Source organism: Glycomyces dulcitolivorans (assembly GCF_003265355.1).
Classification (GTDB): Bacteria; Actinomycetota; Actinomycetes; order Mycobacteriales; family Micromonosporaceae; genus Glycomyces; species Glycomyces dulcitolivorans.
In genome coordinates this window covers 1-4539 of sequence record NZ_QFRW01000170.1, presented here as the reverse complement: position 1 = coordinate 4539, position 4539 = coordinate 1, and the positions used below count along the sequence as shown (strand labels likewise).

4 protein-coding genes are annotated in these 4539 nt (G+C 72.6%); 1 reads left to right on the top strand and 3 read right to left on the bottom strand.

Annotated features, from left to right (window positions below):
* On the top strand, positions 1-1197 hold a 1197-nt coding region (locus DI269_RS13640), incomplete at its 5' end, for a vanadium-dependent haloperoxidase (RefSeq protein WP_112136729.1).
* A gap of 274 nt (positions 1198-1471) precedes the next feature.
* Here DI269_RS13640 and DI269_RS13635 read toward each other — a convergent pair.
* The 3 genes from DI269_RS13635 to DI269_RS13625 form a co-directional block, all read right to left on the bottom strand.
* A complete protein-coding gene (locus DI269_RS13635; protein ID WP_112136727.1) occupies positions 1472-2260 on the bottom strand; it encodes a phosphotransferase enzyme family protein in 789 nt (262 codons plus the stop codon).
* A gap of 28 nt (positions 2261-2288) precedes the next feature.
* Positions 2289-3416, bottom strand: coding sequence for a signal recognition particle-docking protein FtsY (ftsY, locus tag DI269_RS13630; protein WP_112136725.1), 1128 nt, complete (start codon positions 3414-3416; stop codon positions 2289-2291).
* A gap of 70 nt (positions 3417-3486) precedes the next feature.
* The coding region (locus DI269_RS13625; RefSeq protein ID WP_157974975.1) for an AAA family ATPase at positions 3487-4539 on the bottom strand (1053 nt) is incomplete at its 5' end.

Below are 4539 nucleotides of genomic sequence, written 5' to 3'. Positions count from 1 at the left end.
GTCGGCGCCGCCGCGCCGGCCGCCGCCCACAACGGCGCCTCCGCGGCCGTCCTCCACTGGTTCGACACCACCAACGCCGCCGTCACCGCCGCACCCGCCACCGCGCAGGTCACCAACAGCCGCACCTGGGCGATCAGCTGGCTCGCCGCCGCCCGCGCCGTCCGCCGGGTCCCCCACGGCGTCAACGCGAAGCACTACCGCGAGGCCGCCCTCGCCGCCGCCGTCCACCGCGCCCTCCACTCGCTCGCGCCGACCCAGCAGGCCGCGCTCGACGCGGCCCTGGAGACGGCCCTCGCCGAGATCCCCGACGGCCGCGCCAAGCGCAAGGGCGTCGCCTCCGGCATCGCACGCGCCGACGACCTGCTCGCCGACCGTACCGGCGACGGCCTCGACCCCGCCTCGGTGAGCCCGCCGTACACGCCCCCGGCCCCCGTGCCCGGCGTGTGGCAGCCGACCCCGCCCGCGTTCGCCCCCGCCGCGCAGGCCGGCACCCGGTTCGCCGTCCCCTTCGCGCTCGACAGCGCCGACCAGTTCCGCCTGGAGGCGCCCCCGGCGCTCGGCACCCCGCAGTACCGCGCCGACCTCGACGAGGTCTACGCCTACGGCGGCCTGAACAGCACCGCGCGCACCCAGGCGCAGACCGACACCGCGCAGTTCTGGCTCGGCAGCTCGTTCACCCTCTACAACCCCGTGCTCCGGGCCGCCCTGGAGCACCACACCGGCTCGCTGCGCGACCGGGTCGAGCTCGTCGCGCTGTTCCACGTCGCGTCGGTCGACACCCAGATCGCCACGTCGGACTCGAAGTACGCATACCTGTGGTGGCGCCCGGTGACCGCCATCGCGGGGGCGGTCGAGGACGGGGACCCTGCGACCGTGCAGGACCCGTCCTGGACGCCCCTCCACACCACCCCGTCGCACCCGGACTACCCGAGCGGCCACAACACCTACTCCGGCTCGGCCGAGGAGGTCCTCACGCAGCTCGTCGGCGACGGCCCCGGCGCGGCCTACACGATCCCCAGCCCCAGCGCGCCCGGCGTGACCCGCACCTACACGACCTGGCACCCGCTCACGACCGAGAACACCGACGCCCGGGTCTGGTCCGGCATCCACTCCCGGTCGGCGGACCTCGCGGGCGTGGAGCTGAGCCGGAACGTCGCGGCGTACGTCCTCAGCCGGGCGGACGACCTGCTCGCATAGAACTTTGCTCCTGAGGAGTCGGGCGCTCCGGCCGCGGTGTGCAGGCGGTCGGGGCGCCCGTCTTTATATTGAGACTTGCCGATCTATTGACAGGGAAACGCTCCCACGATAGGTTTGCTCCAATTCCCCCAAATTCATCGCGCGCACGGCACTCCCCCCGCGGCGGCGCGGTCCACCGGAACACCGCTCGTGGACCCGCGACCCGCGATTGGGAGCGCTCCCTTGGGCGAGGACCCCCGGCTCCCGGCTCGTCGGCGGGTCTTCGCCCCTCGGGTTACCTCAGGGCTTCGTCGAGGATGTACCGCTCGGCGTCCAGCAGCCGCAGGTCCCGCGCCGGGCGGCGCAGGTGCCCCTTCTGGACGATCCGCTCGAACGCGGGGTCCCCGGCCTGGGCCATGCGGCGGATGCCCTCGATGTGGTCGACGATCCGCTTGCGGATGACCTTGATGAAGCGCTGGCGGTCGCGGTCGGAGAGCCCGTACGCGTCGGCGAACATCCGCAGCCGCCGCGGCCGGTCGGGCTTCTTCCAGCCCAAGGTGACCGAGTCCCGGTCGGTGAAGATCGGCACCCACGTCCACGCCGCGTACGCGACGTCGTAGATCCGCGCGCCCGGGCTCGCCAGGTCGAAGTCGATGAGCGACAGCGTCCCGTCCGGACGCCACACCACGTTGTGCGGCGCGGCGTCATGGTGGCAGATCACTTCAGTGTCCGGGGGCGGCGGCCCGAAGGACCGCCAGGTCGCGCCCGGCGGCGGCCGGAAACCGTACTGCGCGTCGTGGTACATGCGCAGCATCTTCGCGACCGCGCTCATCGTCTCGTCGGTGGTCCAGTGCGGGGCCAGCGGGTACTTGCCCGGCTCGCCCTCCACGAACGACAGGACCTCGCGGGCGTGCTCGTCGACGCCCAGCACCCGCGGCGCGCCCGTGAAACCGGCGCCGTCGAGGTGCCTGAGCAGAGCGTGGACCGCGGGGGTCCAGGGTCCGGTGTTCCGGCGGACCGTGTCGCCCAGCCGGATGACCGTGCTCGTGTTGCCGCCAATAAGCGGAATCTCGTCTTCGCTCACCGGTCCCCGCTGTGCGTTCGCATCGTCGTCAGCTCTCGGCGCCGTCGACGAGTGCGTCGACGAACGCTCCGACCTCGAACGGGGCCAGATCGTCCGGACCTTCGCCGAGTCCGACCAGCTTAACCGGTACCCCCAACTGCCGCTGAACCGCGATCACGATCCCGCCCTTCGCGGAGCCGTCGAGCTTGGTCAGCACGATGCCGGTCACCTGGACGACCTCCCCGAAGACCTTCGCCTGCTGGAGCCCGTTCTGGCCGGTCGTCGCGTCCAGGACCAGCAGCGTCTCGGCCACCGGGCCCTGCTTCTCGATGACCCGCTTGACCTTCCCCAGCTCGTCCATGAGCCCGGACTTGTTCTGGAGGCGGCCCGCGGTGTCGACCAGCACCACGTCGGCGCCGTCCTCGGCACCGGCCTTGACGGCGTCGAACGCGACCGAGGCCGGGTCGGCCCCCTCGCCGCGGCGCACGACCTTCGCGCCCACGCGCGCGCCCCAGGTCTCCAGCTGCTCGGCGGCCGCGGCGCGGAACGTGTCGGCCGCCCCCATCACGACGGTCTTGCCCTCGGCGATGAGCACCCGGGCCACCCGGCCGCAGGTCGTGGTCTTGCCGGAGCCGTTGACGCCGACCATGAGGATCACGGCCGGGCCCTCGCCGGACGGCGAGACGGTCGCGATCGACCGGTCGAGATCCGGTTCGAGGACCGCGGTCAGCTCGGACTTGAGCAGCCGCCGCAGCTCCTCGGGGTCGCGCGTGCCGAGGACCTTCACCCGCTCGCGCAGGCGCTCGACCACCGCGGTCGTGTCCGCGACGCCGACGTCGGCGGTCAGGAGCGTCTCCTCGACCTCGTCCCACACGTCGTCGTCGAGCTTGTCGCTCGCCAGCAGCGCCAGCAGGCCCTTCCCGAGCGCGTTGTTCGACCGCGCCAGGCGCGACCGCAGCCGCACCAGTCGGCCCGCGACGGGTTCAGGGGCCTCGATCACCGGCGCCGCGGGAGCGGCCTGCGGCGCCTCGGACTCCGGCTCGGCCTCGACCTGCGGCTGCGCGGCGGGCGCCTCGACGGGGGCCGGCTTCGAACGGCTCCGCACGGCGAGCACGACGCCGACGATCAGGGCGACCGCGACGACGGCGGCGACCACCCACATCCACAGGTTGTCCACAGCGGGTCCTCCAGCAGCAATCGGATACGCACGCGGGCGCACGTGCTCGAATCACTGTACTGGGCTGCCCTTACTCCTCTTCGCGGGAGAACTTCTGGCTGATGACCTGCGTGACACCCGAGCGCATCGTGACGCCGTACAGCGCGTCGCCGATCTCCATGGTGCGCTTCTGGTGCGTGATGATCAGCAGCTGCGAGTTCTCCTGGAGCCGACGCAGCAGGTCGAGCAGGCGCCCCAGGTTCACGTCGTCGAGCGCCGCCTCGACCTCGTCCATCAGGTAGAACGGGCTGGGGCGGGCGCGGAAGATCGCCACCAGCAGCGCCAGCGCGGTCAAAGACCGCTCGCCGCCCGACAGGAGCGACAGCCGCTTGACCTTCTTGCCGGGCGGGCGGGCCTCGACCTCGACACCGGTGTGGAGCAGGTCGTCGGGGTCGGTGAGCAGGATGCGCCCCTCGCCGCCGGGGAAGACGGTCTGGAAGACGTTCTCGAACTCGCGGGCGGTGTCGGCGAACGCCTCGGCGAACACCTGCTGGATCCGGTCGTCGACCTCTTTGACCACGGTGGTCAGGTCGGCGCGGGTCTTCTTGACGTCTTCGAGCTGCTCGCTGAGGAACTTGTACCGCTCTTCGAGGGCCGCGAACTCTTCGAGCGCGAGCGGGTTGACCTTGCCGAGGAGCTTGAGTTCGCGCTCGCCGCGGGCGGCGCGCTTCTCCATCAGGGGCCGGTCGAAGTCGTACGGCTGCGGCTCCGGGCCGCCCTTCTCCGCGGCGGCGGCGACCTCGTCGGCGCTGGGCGGGACGGGCTGGTCGGGGCCGTACTCGGCGAGGAGGGTCTCGATGTCGACGCCGAACTCGGCGCCGGCCTTCTCTTCGAGCGCTTCGATGCGCAGGCGCTGCTCGGCGCGGGCGACCTCGTCGCGGTGGGCCGCGGAGGTGATGCGCTCCAGCTCGGCGGCGGTGGCCCCGGCGCGGGTGCGCAGCTCGGCGAGGGCGGCCTCGCGGCGGGCCTGCTCGGCGGCGATGGAGTCGCGTTCGATGGCGGCCTGTTCGAGGGAGTCGGTGAGCTGGACGCCGGCCTCTTCGGCGGCTTCGGCGACGAGTGCGGCGACGGCGGCGCCGCGGGC